Annotated in this window: 19 protein-coding genes and 1 riboswitch; of the genes, 13 read left to right on the top strand and 6 right to left on the bottom strand. The window is 65.7% G+C overall.

The genetic code is table 11. The annotated features are described in order from the left end of the window. Positions 1-94: 94 nt before the first annotated feature. Positions 95-1,315: an NAD(P)/FAD-dependent oxidoreductase gene (locus HK353_RS14090; protein WP_342589941.1), complete on the bottom strand. Its 1,221-nt coding sequence runs from the start codon at positions 1,313-1,315 to the stop codon at positions 95-97. A gap of 178 nt (positions 1,316-1,493) precedes the next feature. Between HK353_RS14090 and HK353_RS14095 the strand changes: the two genes are divergently transcribed. From HK353_RS14095 to HK353_RS14110, 4 genes are all read left to right on the top strand, one after another. After that, positions 1,494-2,369 (top strand): LysR family transcriptional regulator, encoded by an 876-nt coding sequence (locus tag HK353_RS14095; protein WP_173157118.1) that lies wholly within the window; start codon positions 1,494-1,496, stop codon positions 2,367-2,369. Positions 2,370-2,391: 22 nt separating this feature from the next. Next, complete coding sequence (locus HK353_RS14100) at positions 2,392-2,994, top strand: class I SAM-dependent methyltransferase (RefSeq protein ID WP_139468637.1); 603 nt, start codon at positions 2,392-2,394, stop codon at positions 2,992-2,994. 75 nt (positions 2,995-3,069) lie between these two features. Then, positions 3,070-3,390 (top strand): putative quinol monooxygenase, encoded by a 321-nt coding sequence (locus tag HK353_RS14105; RefSeq protein ID WP_173157120.1) that lies wholly within the window; start codon positions 3,070-3,072, stop codon positions 3,388-3,390. A gap of 50 nt (positions 3,391-3,440) precedes the next feature. After that, the gene (locus HK353_RS14110) at positions 3,441-3,983 is read left to right on the top strand and encodes a hypothetical protein (RefSeq protein WP_173157122.1); all 543 of its coding nucleotides are present in this window, start codon (positions 3,441-3,443) and stop codon (positions 3,981-3,983) included. A gap of 64 nt (positions 3,984-4,047) precedes the next feature. Here the strand turns inward: HK353_RS14110 and HK353_RS14115 are convergent, their stop codons facing one another. From HK353_RS14115 to HK353_RS14125, 3 genes are read right to left on the bottom strand one after another with little or no spacing between them, the layout of a single operon-like run. Then, positions 4,048-4,875 carry an energy-coupling factor transporter transmembrane component T family protein gene (locus HK353_RS14115; RefSeq protein ID WP_173157124.1) on the bottom strand — a complete coding sequence of 276 codons (828 nt, stop codon included), beginning with the start codon at positions 4,873-4,875 and terminating at the stop codon, positions 4,048-4,050. A gap of 10 nt (positions 4,876-4,885) precedes the next feature. Beyond that, complete coding sequence (locus HK353_RS14120) at positions 4,886-6,418, bottom strand: ABC transporter ATP-binding protein (protein ID WP_173157126.1); 1,533 nt, start codon at positions 6,416-6,418, stop codon at positions 4,886-4,888. Then, positions 6,418-7,047, bottom strand: a complete 630-nt coding sequence (locus HK353_RS14125; protein ID WP_139468632.1) for an ECF transporter S component — start codon at positions 7,045-7,047, stop codon at positions 6,418-6,420. Before HK353_RS14125 ends, HK353_RS14120 begins: the two co-directional genes overlap by 1 nt. A gap of 22 nt (positions 7,048-7,069) precedes the next feature. Beyond that, positions 7,070-7,178: riboswitch (TPP riboswitch) on the bottom strand. 453 nt (positions 7,179-7,631) lie between these two features. Between HK353_RS14125 and HK353_RS17330 the strand changes: the two genes are divergently transcribed. After that, positions 7,632-9,188 (top strand): metallophosphoesterase, encoded by a 1,557-nt coding sequence (locus HK353_RS17330; RefSeq protein WP_173157128.1) that lies wholly within the window; start codon positions 7,632-7,634, stop codon positions 9,186-9,188. Between the two features lie 36 nt (positions 9,189-9,224). On the opposite strand, the gene HK353_RS14135 is transcribed toward HK353_RS17330, so the two are convergent. Continuing rightward, a complete protein-coding gene (locus HK353_RS14135) occupies positions 9,225-10,184 on the bottom strand; it encodes a universal stress protein (protein WP_245396032.1) in 960 nt (319 codons plus the stop codon). A 157-nt stretch (positions 10,185-10,341) separates the two neighbouring features. Continuing rightward, positions 10,342-10,881, bottom strand: a complete 540-nt coding sequence (locus tag HK353_RS14140; RefSeq protein WP_127364023.1) for a DUF4916 domain-containing protein — start codon at positions 10,879-10,881, stop codon at positions 10,342-10,344. Positions 10,882-11,076: 195 nt separating this feature from the next. Between HK353_RS14140 and HK353_RS14145 the strand changes: the two genes are divergently transcribed. The 8 genes from HK353_RS14145 (at position 11,077) to glpK (ending at position 20,802) form a co-directional block, all read left to right on the top strand. After that, on the top strand, positions 11,077-12,573 hold the full coding sequence (locus HK353_RS14145) for an MmgE/PrpD family protein (RefSeq protein WP_173157130.1): 1,497 nt from the start codon (positions 11,077-11,079) through the stop codon (positions 12,571-12,573). Further along, a complete protein-coding gene (gene prpB / locus HK353_RS14150) occupies positions 12,573-13,478 on the top strand; it encodes a methylisocitrate lyase (protein ID WP_173157132.1) in 906 nt (301 codons plus the stop codon). Before HK353_RS14145 ends, prpB begins: the two co-directional genes overlap by 1 nt. After that, on the top strand, positions 13,475-14,596 hold the full coding sequence (locus HK353_RS14155; protein ID WP_173157134.1) for a bifunctional 2-methylcitrate synthase/citrate synthase: 1,122 nt from the start codon (positions 13,475-13,477) through the stop codon (positions 14,594-14,596). Before prpB ends, HK353_RS14155 begins: the two co-directional genes overlap by 4 nt. Positions 14,597-14,620: 24 nt before the next feature. Then, positions 14,621-15,448, top strand: a complete 828-nt coding sequence (locus HK353_RS14160; protein WP_173157136.1) for an enoyl-CoA hydratase/isomerase family protein — start codon at positions 14,621-14,623, stop codon at positions 15,446-15,448. A 9-nt stretch (positions 15,449-15,457) separates the two neighbouring features. Next, positions 15,458-16,435, top strand: coding sequence for a Ppx/GppA phosphatase family protein (locus tag HK353_RS14165; RefSeq protein ID WP_173157138.1), 978 nt, complete (start codon positions 15,458-15,460; stop codon positions 16,433-16,435). Positions 16,436-16,622: 187 nt separating this feature from the next. Beyond that, complete coding sequence (locus HK353_RS14170) at positions 16,623-18,341, top strand: glycerol-3-phosphate dehydrogenase/oxidase (RefSeq protein ID WP_173157140.1); 1,719 nt, start codon at positions 16,623-16,625, stop codon at positions 18,339-18,341. Between the two features lie 146 nt (positions 18,342-18,487). Further along, a complete protein-coding gene (locus HK353_RS14175; protein WP_173157142.1) occupies positions 18,488-19,210 on the top strand; it encodes an MIP/aquaporin family protein in 723 nt (240 codons plus the stop codon). A 59-nt stretch (positions 19,211-19,269) separates the two neighbouring features. Next, complete coding sequence (gene glpK / locus HK353_RS14180) at positions 19,270-20,802, top strand: glycerol kinase GlpK (RefSeq protein WP_173157144.1); 1,533 nt, start codon at positions 19,270-19,272, stop codon at positions 20,800-20,802. The last annotated feature ends 110 nt before the right edge of the window (positions 20,803-20,912 follow it).

Below are 20,912 nucleotides of genomic sequence, written 5' to 3' on the forward strand. Positions count from 1 at the left end.
TTTCGTCATCTGCTGTGTCGATCGGCGGCTTGGCCGGTGGGCGGTGTTCTGTCGTTGTAGGGAGGCGGGGTGTGAGGGGCGGGTGTGCGAGGACTCAGATCACATTGAGCTCCTTACGCAGTCCGGTGGTGGAGAAGCGTCGTTTGTCCATGGGGGCCACGTCGACGAAGGGAGTGCGGCCGGTCATGAGGTCGGCGACGACCTCTCCGACGGCCGGGCCCATGAGGAAGCCGTGGCCGGAGAACCCGCAGGCGTAGAAGAATCCCGGCCTCTCCTCGGCCTCGCCGATGAGGGCATTGTGGTCGGGCGTCATCGCATACAGTCCCGCCCACCCGTGTTTCGCTTCGACATCGCCGAGCTCCGGGGTGCGGGCTTCGATGTGCTCGGCCAGGGTGGCCAGCCAGTTCGGGTCGCGTTTGTCGTTGAAGGACCAGTCATCGACCTCATCGGGGCAGCCGAACAGCAGCCCGGCTCCTTCCGGGTGGACGTAGTAGCTGGTGGAGAAGTCAATCGTGAAGGGCATCCGCGAAGTGTCGAAATCGACGGGCTCGGAGACCATGATCTCCCGCCGCAGCGGCTTCACGGGCAGGTCGACCCCGGCCATGTCCCCGATGGGGCCGGACCAGGCTCCCGCCGCGACGACGACCTGTTCGCAGCTGATCGTGCCCTGATTCGTGATCACCGAGGTGGCTCTGCGGTCCGTCCCTTCGTCGGTGTCGAATCCGGTGACCTCGCAGTTCTTGACCACCGTGACCCCGCGCTCGCGGGCGGCGGTGACGAAGCCTGCGACGACGGCCTCGGGGGTGCAGTGACCGTCGCCGGGATTGAACGCCCCGGCGATCAGCCCTTCGGTGTTGACGAACGGGGCCAGCTCGGCCACCTCGGCGATGGTGAGCATCCGCGAATCCAGCCCCATCCGCTGTTGCAGGGCCACGTTGTCGGTGAACGCGCGCACGTCGTCATCGTTGTCGAGGAGGAACAGATAGCCGTTGCTGACCAGTTCGATGTCGACGCCGAAATCGGTCTCGAAGTTCCGCAGCACTTCGAGCCCGCGGGCGGCCAAGGCGATGTTGACCTCGTCGGAGAATTGGCAGCGCACACCTCCGGCGGCCTTCGACGTCGATCCGGCTCCGGGGGTGTCGCGTTCGACGATGACGATGTCGCGGACTCCGCGTTCGGCCAGGTGGTAGGCGATGGCCGCTCCCATGACGCCGGCGCCGATGATGACGACGGAGGCTTCGGCGGGCAGGGCTCTCGACGTGTCGGGGACCCCGTCGGTGTTCGGGGCGGTGGTCGATGCGGTGGGGGATTCCACGGTTCACCTCGCTGTCTGCTGCCGGGGCGACCGTCGTTGGTCGCCCCGGAAACGGAGAGTGCCGAAGGCGATGTCGGCGTTTGTGTCTTGACTTCATTGTGGTTGCCATCACACTTAAGAACAAGGGAGAGTTTGTGAACACTGCGTTCAAGAAACCTAAAGACAAGGGGGTGCTGCCATGACATGGACGCTCGGACAGCTGCGCACGTTCGTCGCTGTGGCCGAACTCGGGTCGATGACGCGGGCGGCCGACCACCTCGGCTACAGCGTCGGTGCGGTGTCCCAGCACATCTCGGCGCTGCGCCGGGTCGTCGCTTCCGACCAGTTCCGACGTCGCGGTCGCGGGCTCGTCCTCGCTGAAGCCGGGCGCACTCTGCTGCCCAGGGCACGGAACATCCTCGCCGCTCAGCAGCAGGCGGAGATGGCGATGCTCGGCCGGGACTTCCGCAGCGAGGCCATCGTCACCCTCGGCGTCTTCGGATCGGCATCGACGACGGCGCTGCCGAAGGTGGTGCGGGCGCTGGCCGAGCGCCATCCGCATATCGAAGTCCGGGCGCGGGAGATCAATGTTGAGACCATGTCGGCGGCCGTCATCGACGGGGTCATCGATCTGGGGATCGGGATCAACTACCCGGCCGCGCCGCTGCCGCCGATGCGCGGGCTGCGCTGGGAGGCCGTGGCGAAGGAGGACTTCGGCATCGTCGTCCCAGCGGGGACGACGCGGCCGAGCGATGACGATCTGGCCGAGGCCGACTGGATCCTCCCACCGGCCGAGGAGCTCTTCGGCCGCGCGATGCGGTTGGCCACCTCGGCGCTGGGAATCAACGCGAAGGAGACCCACATCGTCACGGACACCGCGGTCGCGTTGGCGCTCGCCGGAACCGGACTCGGCCTGACCCTGGCGACGCCGATCATGATGTCGTTGGGTGGGACAGACGTCGACCTCCGTCCCGTCGCCGAGGCGGGCGGACGCGAGATCATCGTGCTGACTTCTCCGGATCCCAGCGATCCGGTCCGGGCCGTCGCCAAGGTGGTCACCGAAGTCTTCGCCTGAGGATCCGGCCTAGGATGAGGTCATGAGCTTCGACCATCAGTGGAACAAGGTACGCAGGGCCAACCCCGACCATTCGGCAAACTACGCGCAGCGGTGGCGCGATCTTGCGGCCGCCGGGCATGACATCGGCGGTGAGGCCAGGTTCGTCAACGCCATGGCCCCGCGGGGATCGCGCATCCTCGATGCCGGCTGCGGAACCGGACGGGCCGGCGGACTGCTCATCGACGAAGGGCACACCGTCTTCGGCGTCGACCTCGACGAATTCCTCATCTCCGTCGCCGAGGAGGACTTCCCCAGCGGGGAATGGCACACCGGCGACCTCGCCGACTTCGATTTCGCCGGTGCCGGGATCACCGAGATCGACGTGGCCTTCTGCGCCGGAAACGTCCTGTCCTTCCTCGATCCCGCCTCGCGCCGGCAGACCCTCGGCAACATCAAGTCGACCCTCAAGCACGGCGGTCGGTTCGTGTCCGGGTTCGGCGCAGGGCGCGGGTACGACTTCGACGACTTCATCGAGGACGTGAAGGCCACGGGGATGTTCGTCGACCAGAAGTTCTCCACCTGGGAGCTCCGCCCCTTCGAAGCTGACAGCGACTTCCTCGTCCTCATCGCCGAAAGGCTGTGAGCCGGTCGATTCCCAAGAGCGGCAGAACTAGGCAGGGATCGACCCGTACTGCTGATCAGTTGAAGGAGAATAACCATGATCTTCATCGTCGTGAAATATGACGTCAAACCCGAAAGCGTCGAGAAGTTCCCCGAGGCGGCGCGGGCCTTCACCGAGGCCGTGCGGGAAGAGCCCGGCAACCTGTGGTTCGAATGGTCGAAGAGCCTGGAGAACCCGAACGAGTTCGTGCTCGTCGAAGCGTTCACCGACGAAGGTGCCGAACCTCATGTCAAGAGCGACCATTTCGCCGCCGGTCTCGAAGCGATGCGCCCGCACCTGGCCACGACGCCGAAGATCATCTCCCGCAAGATCGACGGCGAAGGCTGGGACGAGATGGGCGAACTCAAGATCGACTGATCGCCTTCCACGCCTTCATCCCGGGTCGATCGAGCACATAGACTTCTGCCATGGCGACCAAAGCGCAGAAAATCGGATCGATCGAAAAGGCCCTCGGCGAACCATGGGCCGACACCCGTGCTCGCTTGGAAGCGGCCGGAGGAGCGTCGGCGAGTCACAAAGAACTCGCCGACGCTCTCTATCCCCAATTCGACGGCAGAGTCGACAACCACGGCTGGTGGGTCCAAGGCGCCGTCGTCGCCTATGAGCAGGAGATCGGACGTCGCGTCCCCGGCCAGCGCGCCGACGGCACCTTCGACGTCGCCGTCTCCCGCACCATCCCCGGAGATCGTTCCGCACTCATCGAAAAATTCGCGTCCCTCGTCGACGACACCCTCAACGAGGTGGCCCTCGACGGTGATCCCCGCACCTCGGAGACGGCGAAGCGCTCCTTTTGGCGAGCCAACCTCGACGGCGGCGTCAAGGTCGAAGCCGCCGCTGAGACGAAGAGCGAAGACAAGACCCTTTTCGTCCTCACCACGTCGAAGCTTCCCAGCCCCGAAGCTCTGGAGCAATGGCGGGCCTTCGGCAAGGAATTCCTCAAACAGCTCTGAGCTCTGACCGTCCGGCAGCTCTGATCGACCGGCAGCGGAACGGCTCCGCCGGCCTCGCTTCGCCTCAGCCGATGATCGGGTTCCAGACTCCGAGCATGTGAGCCGCACCGATCGCGACCGCGCAGACAGCCAGACTGATCAGCACCGCCACGACATCTCGGACCGCGAAACTCGACCGCCTGCGCCACGTGCGGCCCGGACGACCGAATGCCCGGCCCTCCATCGCCATCGCCAAGGTCGTCGCCCGGCGAATCGAGACCACGAGCAGGACGAACACTCCGCTGAAGAGGCTGCCCGTGCGCCGCAGAAGCGAACCGCCCGCGACGCCTCTGGCCCGCCTGGCCATCGCCAGTGCCTGCCACTCACTGACGAGCAGTCCGAGCAGTCGCGAGGCCGCGAGTACCGAGACCACAACGACCTCTGGCAGCCGCAGATGCTGAATGAGCGCATCGGCGAGATCACGCGGATCGATCGTCGACGCGAGCACGATGAGCGGGATCGCCAACGCCAGGGCACGGACGAAGATCGCCGCGGCCGCGGCCAGTGACCCCGTGGTGAACAGAATCGGACCGAAGTCGACGACCACATCCCCGGTCTTCTCCGCCAACAGTGCCGTGCCCCAAGCGGCGAGCAGAGCTCCGGCGGGGAGGAACCACAACCGCTTGGCCGCGGCCACCAGCTCGAGTCCCGTCGCAGGCAGAGCCAGCACTGCTGCCAGCAGCACCAGCCCGGCAGAGACGAGATCAATGCTCAGCAGCGCCCCGACCATGAGGATGAGAGCCACTGCGATCTTCGTCAGCGGATTGCACCGACCCAAAGCGGTGGAACGCACCACGGGGATGAGCTGGCCAGGATCCTGGGCGGCGACCTCGGGGGAGGGGCGAGAATGCATGTCGAGACTGTCACTCACCGCGCTCACCCGCCCTGACATGCGAATCCGACTCACTGTCGCCGAATCGTTCTGCGCTGCTGTGGTCGCCGAGCTCGAGGAGATCGGCCCCTATGGCCTCGAGGAACGCCTGATCGTGGCTGACCGCGACCACTGCAGAACCGTGCTCCAAGGCATCGAGGAACATCTCCACCAACCCCGCCCACGTCAGCGCATCCTGACCGAAGGTCGGCTCATCGACGATGAGCACCCGGGGCCGGGGCGCCAGCATCGCCGCCACCGACAGGCGACGCTTCTCCCCACCTGAGAGACTCTGCGGATGAGCCTGCGCCAACCCGGTCAGGCCGAGGACCTCAAGAAGCTCATCCACCCGAGCCTGCGACTCGGCGGCAGACCACCCGGCCAGTCGGGGACCCAGCTCGAGTTCGGTCGCCACGCTCGAGGTGAGGAACTGGTGCGCCGGTTCCTGGAAGACCATGCCGATGCGCGTCGCCAACTGCTTCGACGGCCAGGCGAAAGGCCGGGCCCGTTTGGCTCCTTCCCGCAGGGCCGCCTCGGCGAGGACCTGCCCGGAGAATTCGGGCAGCAGCCCCGCCAAGGTCAGGGCCGTCGTCGATTTGCCTGCCCCGTTCGCACCGACGATTCCGAGCGCCTGACCGGCACGCAGGCTCAGCTTCAGGCCGGCCGCGGTGGGGGCGGCCATGCGCGGTCGAGCAACGCTGAGCCGATGGGTGCGCAGCAGAACCTCGCCGAGGCGGCCCGACGTTCCGCCGATTCGGTCGGTCCCGCCTCGGCGCGGGGCGGGGGAGCGCCGCGGCATCCAGATTCCGCAGTCGATGAGCGTCTCCGTGAGGTCCGGATCGGAGAAGATCTGCGGGGGCGGACCTTGGGCGACGATTCCGTCACGGCCGAGCACGATGACCCGGTCGACGTGATCGATCCACAGCTCCACCCGGTGTTCGACGACGAGCATGGTCGCCTGTGTCTCGGCCTGCACTGTGAGCACGGCATCGCGGACCCCAGCCGCCGAGGCGGGATCGATATTGGCTGTCGGTTCATCGAGGACGATGACCTCCGGGGCCATCGCGTGGATCCCGGCCAGAGCCAGCCGCTGCTTCTGCCCGCCGGACAGCGCAGCACTCGGATGCTCCGGCGGCAGATCGAGCCCCAACGCCCGCAGAGACCTGGGCACCTGAGCCTCGATGGTCTCGGCCGGGAGTCCGAGGTTCTCCATCCCGAACGCCACGTCATCGCCGATGCGGGAGAAGATCACCTGCGAATCGGGATCTTGGAGGACCAGCCCGGTGCTGCCTCGGCGAGGATCCGGTCTTTCGCCGCCGACGAGGAGTTCACCGGTGGCCTCACCCGATTCCTCGGGCAGGACACCGGCGACAGCGTGGAGGAACGTCGATTTGCCGGCCCCGGAGGCACCGAGCAGCAGCACCTTCTCTCCGGCCGTGATCTGCAGATCGAACGGTCCGACTGCCGGCCGGTCACGGTCGGTGTGTGTCCATGAGAAGCCGGCGGCCGTGATCGGCAGCGCCATCAGCGCAGTCGGCCTGAGGCGAAGGAGCTGAGCGCTCCGGTAGCCGCGATCGCACGGTAGGCGAACCAGGCGCCGATCCCGGAGATGACGAGGCCGGAGACGATCGCGCAGACGGCGTAGATCGCCTGGAAGCCGAACTGCCATTCGGCGTTGTACATGATGTTCTCGCTCACTGCCATGAACGCAGCCGCCAGCATGCCCGAAGCGGCGGTGACCCACAGGGTGAAGCGCTTGTAGCCGAAGGCGGCGAAGACGAGTTCGGCGCCGAGGCCCTGCAGCAGACCCGAGAGCAGAACTGTCGCTCCGAAGTGGGAGCCGAGGACGGCTTCGACGATGGCGGCGATGAGTTCGCACAGGAGCGCGGCACCGGGTTTGCGGATGATGGCACCGGCGAGCGGTCCGGCCAGCACCCAGAGTCCTGCGATGAGACCGATCGACGGCGGGAATGCCTGGAAGGCGAGTTCGAGGACCTTCCAGCTCAGCGCTAACACCCAGAACACAAGCCCCACGGCAATGCCGAGAACGGCGGTGGTGACATAGTCGACCACCCGCCACTGTTTGGATTTCGGCGCCGCGGTGAAGGCGCGTGAAGAGGTGGGGGTGGTGCTGGGCGTGGTGGTGTTCGGCATTGTGCCTCCTCATTTCAAGGAGGGGTGAAGAGTCTCGACTTCCTTCGGCGGTGCTAACCGCATCAGGTTCGAGGGTCTGCAGCTTCTTCTGCACTCTCAGCGCCCCTGACGGCGCTCCCCTGTCGTAGCCACCACTGTACAACAGGGGAGCGGAGCAGCGACCGGTATCCGTGGCGACGCGGAGGCCGGGGGCGGTCATCGAGGATTCACTTCCCGTTTCCCTTCCCGTCGATGGGCCTCGAACAACCGGACACTACTGGTCAGTAGGAATGGGCGGGTGAATACGCATCGACTGAAGAGACCGCTCAGTGCCCTGTCCGCCGCTACCCTGCTCGCCGCTCTGGTCGCGGCCCCGGTTCCCGTGCGTGCCGAGCCATCTCTCGGTTCCGGAGGGTCGACCGCGACCCAGGGCGCGAATGCCGACTCTGCTCAGACTCCGAGCCCTGACCGGACGGATTCGCCCGCCGGGGCGGATGCTGGGAGCGAGGCGATCACCGATACCGTGTTGCAGGTCGGGGCCGACTCCACGGCGCGCAACCTCTCATGGATGAGCGAGAGTGCCGGCGGGGGGAGAGGTTCGGTGGGTGCCGGCGAGTGAGCTCGATGGCGGAAAGCTTCCGGCCGACGCGGCAACAGCTGAGACCACGGACTCCGGACTCGCGACCGACCTCAAACGTCACTTCAACCAAGCGAGCATGACCGACCTGGAACCTGGCACTGACTACGCCTACCAGGTCGGCAGCGACGAGGACGGCTTCACTGAGGTGCAGCAGTTCACCACAGGGTCGTCCGGAGGAGATGACGAATTCCTCGTCTTCGGCGACCCCCAGGTCGGCGCCGGAGGCGGGGACCCCGACGACGCGGCCGGTTGGGACCGGACCCTGTCTTCGGCAGCGGCCACCGCCGACGACCCGAGCTTCTTCTACTCGCTGGGAGACCAGGTCAACTCCGCCGGCAACCAGGAGCAGTACGCTCAGTACCTGGAACCGGAAGCGACCCGGACGATCCCGCAGGCGACGACGATCGGCAACCACGATGTGTCATCGAAAGCCTACGAGCAGCACTTCAACCGACCCAACGTCAGCCAGGATCACGGCGGTGGCGGCGTCATCACCTCTGGCGGCGACTACTGGTTCATCGAAGATGGAGTCCTGTTCCTCAACATCAACTCGAACAGCCCGGACATGGATGCCCACGCCGAGTTCATCGACGAGGTCGTCGCCGAGCACGGTGACCAGGCACGGTGGACTGTGCTCGGATTCCATCACTCGATCTATTCGACGGCCACACACTGGGATGACCTCGATGTGAAGCGGCTGCGGAAGGCGATCCCTCCGGTCGCGGCCCGCAATGACATCGACCTCGTAGTCTCCGGCCACGACCACATCTATAACCGCACCTTCCTCATGGACGGCGAAGGCAAGCCCGTTGAGGGCTCCGAAGCAGGAGCCGAGGAGGAGAAGGAAGACGGGCAGACGCTCTACCTCACGCTGACCTCGTCATCGGGGTCGAAGTTCTATGACTACGTTCCCGGCCTCGAATGGGAAGGCAAGAGCGTCCACAACGACGTGCCCGCCTTCACCCGAGTCCGGGTCAGCGACGAGGCGCTGCGGGCGACGACCTATGAGGTGCCGGCAGGTGGGGCACCGGCCGACGGTCAACGCGCGGAAGCGCAGGCCGCAGCCGAGCAGATCGACGATGTCGAACTCAGGCGCGCCGAGGCGGAAGAACCAGCCCCGGATGACGACGCCGGCGCTGACGCCGGTTCCGGAGCCGGCGCCGAAGCCGATGCAGGTACCGACTCCGGGGCAGGCGCTGATGGTGCAGGTGCGAATGATGACGCCGACGGTGCTGGAACGGGAGACGACGCAGACGCAGGTGCCGACGGTGCGGGTGCAGATGCCGACCCTGGTACTGGTGGCGCCGACTCCGGCGCCGAGGCAGATGCGACCGAGGCGAACGCCGCAGGAACGGGTGATGATTCGGATTCATCCGGGACCGTCTCGGCGAGTGGGGGCGGAGACCTGCCCCGCACCGGCGGTGGGCTCGCACTGCCCTTGGCCGTCGGCGCGGGGGCGCTGGCACTCGGCGCGGCCCTCCTCTTGGTGAGCCGTCGCCGTCGAGGTGCCGAACTCAGCTGATCAGCACAGCCTTGCTGATCAGCACAGCGACGCCGATCAGCTCGGAACCACCATGACTGGGCCTTCGGCATGGTTGAGGACTCCACGCGAGACGGATCCCAGCAGAGCGCTGCGGATCCGTCCGCGCCCACGGGTGCCCATCACCGTCAGCTGTGCGCGCGAGCTGATCTCGACGAGGGTCTCAGTCGGATCGCCGACCGGCACCGAGGTGGTCACCGTCAGATCTGGGAACTGTTCCGACAGCGTCGCGGCTTCCTTCTCAAGTGAGTCGGTCAGCTGCCTCTGCCGGCGCGCGGTGACCTCGGAGCTGAGTTCGAGGTCGGGGTACCAGTAGAGCCATTCCTCTCCAGCTGGAAGCACGGCGACGAGTTCGAGTTCCGTGCCGCGTAAGGCGGCCTCGGCGGCGGCAGTGACCATCGCGACCCGAGCAGGCTCCGAACCGTCGACGGCCACGGCCACCGGTCCATGCGACTCAGCCGACGTGGCGTGGTGAGGGATGACGATCGTCGGACAGTGGGCGTGAGCCGGCACAGCGGTTGACACCGAACCGAGGGCCCGGCCCACGAACCCGCCGCGACCGCGCGCACCGACGATGATGATCTCGGCATCGGCGCTCAACGTGGTGATGACCCCCGCGGCATCGCCCGGAGCAGTGCGGAAGCTCTTCTCCCCGGGATGGTCACGGACGAGCTCGACCGCCTCGGCGAGGGTCTTCTCCGCTTGCTTCCTCGCCTTCTCGTCTTCCGGCTCGCTGGGAATCGACGCCATGTTCGGATAGATCATCGTCGGCAGCGGATAGGCGGTCACGACGGTCAGTGCGGTCTTCCGGCGGGCGGCCTCCGCAGCGCCGAAGCGTACTGCGAGTGCCGCGAGTTCGGAGCCGTCGAAGCCGACGAGGACGCCGAACTCCCGATCGCGACCGGACTCGGACGCTTTGCGCCCGGCCGATCGTGCTTCGGCGGTGGTGGACTCGGGCATGGGGGACTGAGCAGACATCTCGCACCTCTCGATCGGGGCCTGTCCAACCCAGACGCCGACGACGGCCCCGACTGGCGGTATCGTCCGCGTCGCTTTCAGTCTACCAAGACAGTTCTACAAGATGTAGAAAAAACGTGGGGTGAGAGGGTTCGTCTCACCTGGGCGTGCATCTGGCTCAGACGCGGAAGCCCAGATGGGCCAGTGCGATGCGCAGGATATGGTCCTGGCCGTAGCAGAGCTCGCCGACGATATCGGGACGCAGGGTCTCCTCGGGGGTGAGCCAATCGAGGCTGAGGGCATCGGCCCGCGGGGTGCATTCGCCGCGGACCTCCATGATGAAGCACATGGCAATCGCATGCTGGCGCGGATCGTGGAGGAGGGCCGAACCCTCGGTGGGGAAGTACTCGGCGATGTGGAACGGGCTGATCGCAGGCGGAATGACCGGCAGCGCCATCGGGCCGAGGTCGTTCTCGGCGTGACGCACCAATGCGGTTCGGATGGTCTCGTGGAAGCGGATCCGCCCGCCTACGAGCTCTCGTCCGAGGGTGCCGTCCTCGAGGCTGCGCAGCAGCAGGCCGATGCGTTCGACGTTGCCGGTCTCGCCCACCCGTACCGGGATGGCGTTGACATAGGGGATCGGCATGCGTCTGCGCAGGCGCGCGTATTCCGCGTCGTCGAACCAGTTCTCGTCGAAGTCCAGGGCAGTCCGAGTCATGACCCAATATTCCCACAACCATCCCTCGTTGCAGAAGAGCATGGTGACCTCGTTGGTGAACTGGGACACGCTTCGGGTAAAATATCTTGATGTCGAGATAAATTTCCGACCGGCAGGGACCTGTCGAGTGACGTGGCCTACAGTTGTGTCAGCACTATGTGACCATTTCCGGTCAAGGACTATGAAGGGGTATCCATGATCAATCATGAAGTCCGCACGTACAAGAGCTCAGAGAACCTGGCTCGCGAAGATCAGCTCGCATGGAAGATCGCCGAGGTCGCATCCGACCCGACGCCGGTCGATTCCGAAGTCACCGAAATGGTCATCAACCGCGTCATCGACAACGCTTCCGTCGCTGCCGCATCCGTGCGCCGCTCCGCTCCCACCCACGCTCGCGAGCAGGCCCAGGCCCACCCGTTCAATCCCGGTTCCAACATCTTCGGCCTGCCGGTGAGCGACCGCTTCTCACCGGAATGGGCCGCTTGGGCCAACGGTGTGGCCGTGCGCGAGCTCGATTTCCACGACACCTTCCTCGCCGCAGAGTACTCGCACCCCGGTGACAACATTCCGGCCGTGCTCGCAGTCGCCCAGCACAAGGGCATCGGCGGCAAGGACCTCATCAACGGCATCGCCACCGGCTACGAGATCCAGGTCGACCTCGTCAAGGGAATGTGCCTGCACGAGCACAAGATCGACCACGTCGCCCACCTCGGCCCCTCGGCCGCAGCCGGCATCGGCGCCCTGCTCCACCTGCCCACCGAGGTCACCTTCCAGGCCGTCCAGCAGGCACTGCACGTGACCACCGCGACCCGTCAGTCGCGCAAGGGCGAGATCTCGTCCTGGAAGGCCCACGCTCCCGCGTTCGCCGGCAAGATGGCCGTCGAATCCGTCGACCGTGCGATGCGCGGCGAAGGTGCCCCGAACCCGATCTACGAAGGTGAGGACGGCTTCATCGCCTGGATCCTCTCCGGACCCGAAGCCCGCTACACCATCCCGCTGCCGGGCAAGGGCGAAGCGAAGCGCGCGATCCTCGACACCTACACCAAGGAGCACTCGGCCGAGTACCAGGCTCAGGCGCTCATCGACCTCGCCCGCAAGCTCGGCGGACAGATCGAGGACCTGACGAAGATCAAGCGCATCGTCATCCACACCTCGCACCACACCCACAACGTCATCGGCACCGGTGCGAACGATCCGCAGAAGATGGATCCGAAGGCCAGCCGCGAGACCCTCGACCACTCGATCATGTACATCTTCGCCGTGGCCATGCAGGACCAGGGCTGGCACCACGAACACTCGTATGCTCCCGAGCGCGCCGGCCGTCCTGACACCGTCGAGCTGTGGCACAAGATCGAGACCACCGAGGATCCCGAGTGGACCCGCCGCTACCACTCGATCGACCCGAACGAGAAGGCCTTCGGCGGACGCGTGGAGATCGAATTCGAAGACGGCTCGACGCTGACCGACGAGATCGCCGTCGCCGACGCCCACCCCTTCGGTGCCCGTCCCTTCGCCCGTGCGAACTACATCGAGAAGTTCAAGACCCTGGCCGAGGGCATCGTCTCCGACTCGGAGCAGACTCGCTTCCTCGATCTAGCCGAGAACCTCGAGAGCCTCGACGCCAAGGGCGTTGCGGAACTGAGCTTCACGGTCAACGGACTCGAGCACAGCGGATCGAAGGGCATCTTCTGATGCTCGGCGCACAGGCAACCCCCGCCGAGCGCCGCGCCAAGTTCCGCGAGCTGCTGGCAGGCGACGAGATCGTCCAGTTCCCCGGCGCCATCAACCCGATCAACGCTCAGATCATCGAGCAGACCGGCTTCGAAGGCGTCTACATCTCCGGTGGCGCGTTCTCCGCGGCCATGGGTCTGCCCGATATCGGGCTGACCACGCTGACCGAGGTGGCCGACCACGGACGCAGTATCGCGCGGGTGACGAACCTGCCGACCTTCATCGACGCCGACACCGGATGGGGCGAAGCCATGAACGTGGCCCGCACCGTCCAGGAGTTCGAGGACGCCGGAATCTCGGGCATGCACCTGGAGGACCAGGTCAACCCGAAGCGCTGCGGCCACCTCGACGGCAAGGAGGTCGTGACCGCGGCCGAGATGTCCAAGCGCATCAAGGCCGCCGTCAAGGGGCGCCGAGACGAGAACTTCGTCATCTGCGCCCGCACCGACTCCCGCGCCGGTGAAGGCCTCGACGCCGCCATCGACCGGGCGAAGGCCTACGCCGATGCGGGAGCGGACATGATCTTCCCCGAAGCGATGCGAGACTTGGGCGAATTCGAGAGATTCGCCTCGGCCGTCGATGTGCCGATCCTGGCGAACATGACGGAATTCGGAAAGAGTGAACTGTTCACCACCGAACAGTTGGCGAATGTCGGAGTCAAGCTTGTGATCTACCCGGTCACGACTCTGCGCATCGCCATGGGTGCGATCAAATCGGGCCTGCAGACCATTCGGGACAAGGGCACTCAGGTGGACCTGCTCGAGGGCATGCAGACCCGTGCGGACCTGTATGACACGATCGACTACGCGGCGTACAACGAGTTCGATGCCGCAGTCTTCAACTTCTCACAGGAGGGTCACCAGTGACCGAAGAAATCAAGAAGGGCCTCGCCGGTGTCGTGGTCGACACCACCGCAGTGTCCAAAGTGGTCCAGGAGACCAACTCGCTGACCTACCGCGGCTACCCCGTGCAGGAGCTCGCCGCCAAGCGCAGCTTCGAGGACGTCGCCTACCTCATCTGGAACGGTGAACTGCCCACCGAGGCGCAGCTGGCAGAGTTCCAGGAACGCGAACGCTCCCAGCGTGAGATCGATGACAAGCTCGTCGACCTCATCCTCGGCCTGCCCAAGGACTGCCACCCGATGCACGTCGTGCAGACGGCCGTGGCCTATCTGGGCGCAGTCGATCCCGAGGCCGACACCGAGGGAGCCGAGGCGAACCTCGCGAAGGCCGAGCGCCTCTACGCCCAGCTGCCGACGATCGTGGCCATCGACCACCGTCGCCGTCACGGCCTCGACCCCGTCGCCCCGACGAAGGACCTCGGCTACGCCGCGAACTTCTTCAAGATGGTCTTCGACGAAGTTCCCGCCGAGGAGGTCGTGCGCTGCTTCGACGTGTCGATGATCCTCTACGCCGAGCACTCGTTCAACGCCTCGACCTTCACCGGTCGCGTCATCACCTCGACCACATCGGACCTGTACTCGGCAGTCGCCGGTGCCGTCGGGGCGCTCAAGGGCCCGCTGCACGGCGGAGCGAACGAAGCCGTCATGGCGATGCTCGAAGAGGTCGGCACCGCCGACAGGGCTTCGGCCTGGATCGACGAGGCACTGGCCAAGAAGGCGAAGATCATGGGCTTCGGCCACCGCGTGTACAAGAACGGCGATTCGCGCGTACCCACCATGCGCAAGGCCTTCGAGGACATGGTCGCCGTCAAGGGTGCGAACGACCTGCTGGATCTGTACAACACCTTCGAAGAGGAGTTCGTCGGGCGCAAGGGCATCTACCCGAACCTCGACTACCCCTCGGGCCCGGCCTACCACCTCATGGGCTTCGACACCGAGCAGTTCACCCCGATCTTCGTGATGGCCCGCATCACCGGCTGGACCGCTCATATCTTCGAACAGCAGGCGAACAACGCCCTCATCCGTCCCCTGAGCGCCTACGACGGTGAGGACCAGCGCGAGGTTCCCGACAACCGGGGCTGACCTCTCGAAAGGCAGAACACACATATGAGACCAGACGGCTCCTACCGTCCGGTCGATCTCGAGGGTTTCGACTTCACCGTCTCCGGTGGGGTCGGAACCCTCGTCATCGATCGGACCGAAAAACGCAATGCGATCTCCCGGCCCATGTGGCGGGCGCTGCCGCAGATCATCGCGAACGTCGATGCCGACGATTCGATCGGCGCGCTGGTGATCACCGGGGCCGGCGGGCACTTCTCCGCCGGTTCGGACATCGCCGACCTCAACGTCGCACTCGCGGACTTCTGGGAACTCAACTCCACCGCCGAGGCGGCCCTGGCGAACTCGCGGACACCGACGATCGCCGCCATCACCGGCAACTGCGTGGGCGGAGGGACGGAGATCGCCGCGGCCTGCGACATCCGCATCGCCGCCCCCGGATCGATCTTCGGCGTCACCGCAGCCAAACTCGGACTCGTGTACCCGGCCGGACCCACGAAGCGGCTGGCTGAGATCCTCGGCGACGCCTGGGCGCGGTACCTGCTCATCACGGCCTCGATCGTGAAGTTCGAGAAGATGGCCGAACTCGGGTTCTTCCACGAAGTCTCCGACACCCCGCTCGAGACGGCACAGGCCCTGGGGGAGCGGATCGTGGGACTGTCCCGGCTCAGCCAGGTCGGTGCCAAGGCGATCCTCGACGGTGAACTGACGGAGGACACGGAGCCGCCTCGGTGGCTCGATGACGCCTACCGGGACGAGATCATCCGCGGTCAGGAAGCCTTCTTCGCCAAGGAGCCGCCGGAATTCGGCTTCGCCAAATCCGCATGGCAGAACGGTCCCCAGGTTCGTTCTCACGGAGGCCCACGGAGAGGATAAACTGGCCGAATGCGCCTAGCAGTCCTCGATATCGGCTCCAACAGCGTCCACCTCCTGGTCGTCGACGCCCACGTCGGAGCACCGCCCCTGCCGGCCACCTCGCACAAGGAGGTGCTCAGACTCGCCGAATTCCTCAGTGACGACGGAACGATCGACTCCGAAGGGCAGGAACGGCTGCGCTCCTTCATCGCCGATGCCGTCGAGATCGCCGAAGACCAAGGCGCGGAGCAGATCCTCGCCTTCGCCACCTCGGCGGTCAGGGAAGCTCCGAACGGGATCGGACTCATCGAATCCATCAACGCTCAGCTCGGGGTCACCCTCAACGTGATGTCGGGACGGGACGAGGCCCGCGTGACCTTCCTCGCCGCCCGCCGCTGGTTCGGGTGGTCGGCCGGGAAGATCCTGCTGCTCGACATCGGCGGCGGCTCGCTCGAGATCGCGGCGGGTCAGGACGAATACCCGCAGGCGGCCGTGTCGATTCCGCTCGGCGCCGGACGCACCTATTCCGAGTTCCTCCCGGACCCGATGCCCACTGAAGAGGACATCCACCGCCTGCGCAAACATGCCCGAGCACAGATCGGACGCATCGCCGGCGACATCAACAGGGTCGGAGTGCCCGACCAGGTCGTCGGGTCGTCGAAGACCTTCCGCTCCCTGGCCCGCATCGCCGGCGCCGCCCCGAGCGGAGACGGAATCTATGCTCCGCGGAAGCTCTTCCGCCGCGACCTCGAAGGCATCATCGACACCCTCGCCTCCCGCACCCCAGCGGAACGTGCGACGCTGCCCGGAGTCTCCGAAGCCCGAGCCGGACAGGTGCTGGCCGGAGCAATAGTCGCCGAGGCGGCCTTCACGATCTTCGACATCGGCGTCATGAACATCTCCCCCTGGGCGCTGCGTGAAGGCATCATTATGCGCAAACTCGACCTCCTCGACTCGGCCGAACAGTCATCGGCGATGCGCGTCGAGCCCGTCGCCGCCCTCGACTGAGCCTTCGGCAGGTCGTACGCCGGTGTTACCGGACGCAGCTGAGCCGCCTGTGAGCCTGCCGTTCGGTATCGGAATTCAGGTTCGCCTGCTAGTTTTTGATTAGTCGCCGAGGAGGCACCCGCACTGATCTGCCCGTGCCGACATCGGTGAAAGCCCGAATCTTCTGACGGAAAGCACGAATCTGCTGATGCGAAATGGTGAACTGTCCCCGAACTTCCGCGACCAGGCGCTGGAGACTCTGAAGAAGACGAGCGCGGCCGACCCGCTGGACGTCTTCGTCGTCGGCGGGGGAGTGACCGGAGCAGGATCGGCCTTCGACGCAGCCACCCGCGGACTCAAGGTCGGCGTCGTCGATGCCAAGGACTGGGCCTCGGGAACCTCGTCCCGATCCTCGAAGCTCATGCACGGCGGACTTCGGTACCTCGAGATGCTCGACTTCAAGCTTGTCGCTGAGGCGCTCAAGGAACGCGACCTGCTGCTCCAGCACACCGCGCCGCACCTCGTCGAACCTGTCGCTTTCGTCTTCCCCTTCGAACACCGCCTCATCGACCGAGCCTTCATCGGCTCCGGTGTGCTCCTCTACGACACCATGGCCACCCGGCCGGGCCGCAAACGAGCTGTGCCGATGCACCGCCACCTGGGGAAGAAGGCACTGAGCGCCCACTTCCCGGGCTTGGCCGACGACGCTGCCGTCGGAGCCCTCGAATACTATGACGCGAAGGTCGACGACGCCCGCTTCGTCATGACCCTGGTCCGCTCGGCCGTGAGCTACGGGGCCGCCGCCGCCAACCACGTCTCCGTCATCGGCTACCTCCACGACGGCGATCAGGTCACCGGCGTCCACGCCCGGGACGAGATCACCGGTGAAGAGTTCGACATCCACGCCCGCCGCACCATCCTCGCCGGAGGCGTCTGGACCGAAGAGCAGCAGGATCTGGCGAAGGCCGATGCCGGGCTCAAGGTGCTCGCCTCCAAGGGCGTGCACATCACCGTGGCCGAAGACAAGATCAAGGCCGACCCGAACACCGGAATCATCTCGAAGACAGAGAAGTCCGTCCTCTTCGTCATCCCGTGGGAAGGCTACTGGGTCATCGGCACCACCGATACTCCGTGGAACGAAGACGTCGACGCACCGGTGGCGACCTCGCAGGACATCGACTACCTGCTCGAACATGCCAACGCCATCCTCGCCGACAAACTCACCCGCGAGGATGTCATCGGCGTCTACTCGGGACTGCGGCCGCTGCTTCAGCCGGTCGTCAAGGAAGGACAGGCCTCGACGAAGGTCTCCCGCGAACACACAGTGATGGAGGTCGAACCGGCCCTCGCCGCGATCGCCGGCGGCAAGTTCACCACCTACCGAGTGATGGCCGAAGACGCCGTGGACTTCGTCCTCGGCGACGACGCGAAGGACCGCAGGTCACTCACCGAATCCGTGCCGCTGCTCGGTGCCCAGGGGGTCGGTGCACTGAGACGCGGTCAATCCGGAATCGCGGAGAAGTACGGATGGGACGAGGACCGCGTCAAACGACTCGTCCGCCGCTATGGCACCCTCATCGAGGATCTGCTCGACCTCGTCGATGAGGACCCGGAGCTCGGTCAGCCTTTGGACGGCGCCGAACGCTACCTGCGCGTCGAAGCCCACTACGCGGCCGCCGCGGAGGGGGCCGTCCACCTCGGCGACATCCTCGAGCGGCGGATGCGGCTGAACTACGAGACTCCGGACCGGGGGAAGAACGCCGCCGAGGCGGTCGCGGTCATCGTCGCACCCGTCCTCGGGTGGGACGACGACCGGCAGACGGCCGAGGTCGAGGCGTTCAACGCCCACGTCGACGCCCAAGTCGCGGCCGAGTCCACCGACGATGACGCCTCGGCGGCGGCCCTGGTCGGTGTGACCCTCCACTGAACCGTTCACAGAGAAGTGCGGGACCACAACCGAATACCGACAACCGAATACCGACAACCGAATATCGACCGACCTCGGAGCACCGTTCGGGCCGACCATCGAGCGGGACACCCTCCGGAAAGACAAACAATAGGAGTTTGTGAGATATGGGCACGATCTTTCTCTATGAGATCGCCGGTACGGCGGTGCTCATGCTGCTCGGTGTCGGCGTCGTCGCCAACGTCGTCCTCGGCAAGACCAAAGGCAACGGCGGCGGCTGGCTGCTGATCTCCTTCGGCTGGGGCCTTGCGGTCTTCGCCGGTGTCTTCGTCGCCTACAAGACCGGCGCACACCTCAACCCCGCCGTGACCTTCGGCATCTGGGCCAGCGGTGCCGACGAATACGCACCCGGCATCGCCGTGACCTTCGGCCACACGATCGCCTATCTGGCTGCCGAGATGATCGGAGCGATGCTCGGTGCGTTCCTCGCGTGGGCCGTGTACAAGAAGCACTATGACGAGGAGAAGGACGCAGGAAACATCCTCGGCACCTTCTCCACCGGTCCGGAGCTGCGCTCTTACGGCTGGAACTTCGTCACCGAGGTCGTCGCCACCTTCGTCCTCGTGTTCGTCATCCTGCTCTTCGGCAAGACCCCACACGAGCTCGGGCCCTTGGCCGTCGGCCTCCTCGTCGTCGCCATCGGCGCTTCGCTGGGCGGTCCCACCGGCTACGCCATCAACCCGGCGCGTGACCTCGGTCCGCGCGTCATCCACGCCCTGCTGCCGATCCCGAACAAGGGCGGCTCCGACTGGGCGTACTCGTGGGTGCCGATCGCCGGACCGCTGGTCGGCGGCGTCGTTGCCGGTCTGGCCTCCCAGGCATTCGTCTGAGTACGATCGCAGACAACTGAGCACGCTCACAGTCAAACCACTTCGACACAGGAGTCAGTATGAGTCAGGAAAAGTTCATCCTCGCCATCGACCAGGGCACCACCTCATCGCGGGCGATCGTCTTCAACCATGACGGGCAGATCGTGTCCTCCGGCCAGCTCGAGCATGAGCAGATCTTCCCCCGCGCCGGCTGGGTCGAGCACGACCCGATCGAGATCATCAAGAACACCAACGAGGCGATCGGTCAGGCCCTGGCCCGGGCGAACATCAACCGCCACCAGCTCGAGGGTGTGGGCATCACTAACCAGCGTGAGACCACCGTCATCTGGAACAAGAACACCGGCGAACCCGTCTACAACGCCATCGTGTGGCAGGACGCGCGCACCCAGAAGGTCTGCGACGAACTCGCCGGGGACGAAGGACCCGATAAGTACAAGGACCGGGTGGGTCTGCCCCTGGCGACCTATTTCGCCGGTCCGAAGGCCAAGTGGATCTTCGACAACGTCGACGGGGTCAAGGAAGCCGCCGCGGCCGGGGACCTGCTCTTCGGCACCATGGACACCTGGGTGATCTGGAACCTCACCGGCGGGGTCAACGGCGGAATCCACGTCACCGATGTCACGAACGCCTCGCGGACGATGCTGATGAACATCGACACCCTCGACTGGAACCCCGACATCGCGGCGGATATGGGCATCCCGGTCGAGATGCTGCCCGAGATCAAGTCCTGCTCGGAGATCTACGGCTACGGCGCGAAGAACGGGCTCATCATCGACACCCCGATCTGCGGCATCCTCGGTGACCAGCAGGCCGCGACCTTCGGCCAGGCCTGCTTCGAGAAGGGGCAGGCGAAGAACACCTACGGTACCGGCAACTTCATGCTCATCAACACCGGCAATGAGCCGGTGGCCAGCAAGAACGGCCTGCTCACCACGGTCGCGTACAAGATCGGCGAGGACGAAGCCGTCTACGCACTCGAGGGATCGGTGGCCGTGACCGGTTCGCTCGTGCAATGGCTGCGTGACAACTTCGGCATCATCAAGGACGCCCCTGAGGTCGAGACCCTGGCCAAGCAGGTCGAGGACAACGGCGGCTGCTATATCGTGCCCGCGTTCTCCGGACTCTTCGCCCCGCACTGGGAGTCGGATGCCCGCGGCGTGATGGTGGGTCTGACACGGTATGTGAACAAGAACCACATCGCTCGGGCAGCTCTGGAGTCCGTGGCGTTCCAGTCGCGCGAGGTGCTCGACTCGATGAACCTCGACTCCGGTGTCGAACTCACCGAACTCAAGGTTGACGGGGGCATGGTTGCCAATGAAACGCTCATGCAGTTCCAGGCCGACCTCCTCGGCGTGCCCGTCATCCGTCCCGAGGTCATTGAGACCACGGCGCTGGGTGCGGCCTATGCGGCCGGCATCGCCGTGAAGTTCTGGAACGGCGAGGACGACGTGAAGGGCAACTGGCGCGAGGACAAGCGCTGGAACCCGTCGATGGACGACGAGACGGTGGACCGCCTCTACCGCCTCTGGAACAAGGCGGTAGAGAAGTCGAAGAAATGGGTCGACGACGACACCGAAGCCCTCTACGCCTGATTTACTACCTGACGGCGGCCCAGCCACCGCGCGCGAGGTTGCTGGGCCGCCGGCCGGTAGTTGTGGGGGGGGGGCGCCGCCTGAGTAGGGAAGGGGATGGGCAGAACGAG

This window comes from Brevibacterium permense, assembly GCF_013280495.1.
Classification (GTDB): Bacteria; Actinomycetota; Actinomycetes; order Actinomycetales; family Brevibacteriaceae; genus Brevibacterium; species Brevibacterium permense.

Coding starts and splice junctions, on each gene's coding strand:
- HK353_RS14095 (WP_173157118.1), top strand. CDS start 1,494: ATGACATGGACGCTCGGACAGCTGCGCACGTTCGTCGCTGTGGCCGAA.
- HK353_RS14100 (WP_139468637.1), top strand. CDS start 2,392: ATGAGCTTCGACCATCAGTGGAACAAGGTACGCAGGGCCAACCCCGAC.
- HK353_RS14105 (WP_173157120.1), top strand. CDS start 3,070: ATGATCTTCATCGTCGTGAAATATGACGTCAAACCCGAAAGCGTCGAG.
- HK353_RS14110 (WP_173157122.1), top strand. CDS start 3,441: ATGGCGACCAAAGCGCAGAAAATCGGATCGATCGAAAAGGCCCTCGGC.
- HK353_RS14115 (WP_173157124.1), bottom strand. CDS start 4,875: ATGCATTCTCGCCCCTCCCCCGAGGTCGCCGCCCAGGATCCTGGCCAG.
- HK353_RS14120 (WP_173157126.1), bottom strand. CDS start 6,418: ATGGCGCTGCCGATCACGGCCGCCGGCTTCTCATGGACACACACCGAC.
- HK353_RS14125 (WP_139468632.1), bottom strand. CDS start 7,047: ATGCCGAACACCACCACGCCCAGCACCACCCCCACCTCTTCACGCGCC.
- HK353_RS14135 (WP_245396032.1), bottom strand. CDS start 10,184: ATGTCTGCTCAGTCCCCCATGCCCGAGTCCACCACCGCCGAAGCACGA.
- HK353_RS14140 (WP_127364023.1), bottom strand. CDS start 10,881: ATGACTCGGACTGCCCTGGACTTCGACGAGAACTGGTTCGACGACGCG.
- HK353_RS14145 (WP_173157130.1), top strand. CDS start 11,077: ATGATCAATCATGAAGTCCGCACGTACAAGAGCTCAGAGAACCTGGCT.
- prpB (WP_173157132.1), top strand. CDS start 12,573: ATGCTCGGCGCACAGGCAACCCCCGCCGAGCGCCGCGCCAAGTTCCGC.
- HK353_RS14160 (WP_173157136.1), top strand. CDS start 14,621: ATGAGACCAGACGGCTCCTACCGTCCGGTCGATCTCGAGGGTTTCGAC.
- HK353_RS14165 (WP_173157138.1), top strand. CDS start 15,458: ATGCGCCTAGCAGTCCTCGATATCGGCTCCAACAGCGTCCACCTCCTG.
- HK353_RS14170 (WP_173157140.1), top strand. CDS start 16,623: ATGCGAAATGGTGAACTGTCCCCGAACTTCCGCGACCAGGCGCTGGAG.
- HK353_RS14175 (WP_173157142.1), top strand. CDS start 18,488: ATGGGCACGATCTTTCTCTATGAGATCGCCGGTACGGCGGTGCTCATG.
- glpK (WP_173157144.1), top strand. CDS start 19,270: ATGAGTCAGGAAAAGTTCATCCTCGCCATCGACCAGGGCACCACCTCA.